Source organism: Acidovorax sp. SRB_24, from assembly GCF_012931925.1.
Genome location: NZ_MWOM01000341.1, coordinates 1 through 277 on the forward strand (window position 1 = coordinate 1; position 277 = coordinate 277).

The 277-nt window shown below is 75.5% G+C and carries 1 pseudogene; it reads left to right on the top strand.

Annotation, left to right across the window (positions count from 1 at the left end):
• Positions 1-89: 89 nt before the first annotated feature.
• Positions 90-277 (top strand): annotated as a pseudogene (locus B2J89_RS23410) (hypothetical protein); the annotation flags it as partial.

Here is a 277-nt window from a genome sequence, read left to right on the forward strand (position 1 = left end):
CGGCGTCGGACTGGGCGCGGAAGGCGCCTGCCTGCACGAAATAATCGAACGGGTCCACGCTGGCCGCGGCGGCAGACTTGGACTTGGCCTTGACCAAGTCACCCAAGGGGTCTGCCGAGGTGGCGGCCTTGGCGCTGCCCGCAGGCGGCGCCTTGCCCGCGACCGCGGGGGGCAATGGCGCTGCAGCGGGGGCGTCGGGCGCATGCGCAGCGGAAGGCGGCGTGGCCGGGGGCGCTTCTGCCCCCACCGGGCCCGACGCCTCGGGCGCTGTGGTGCG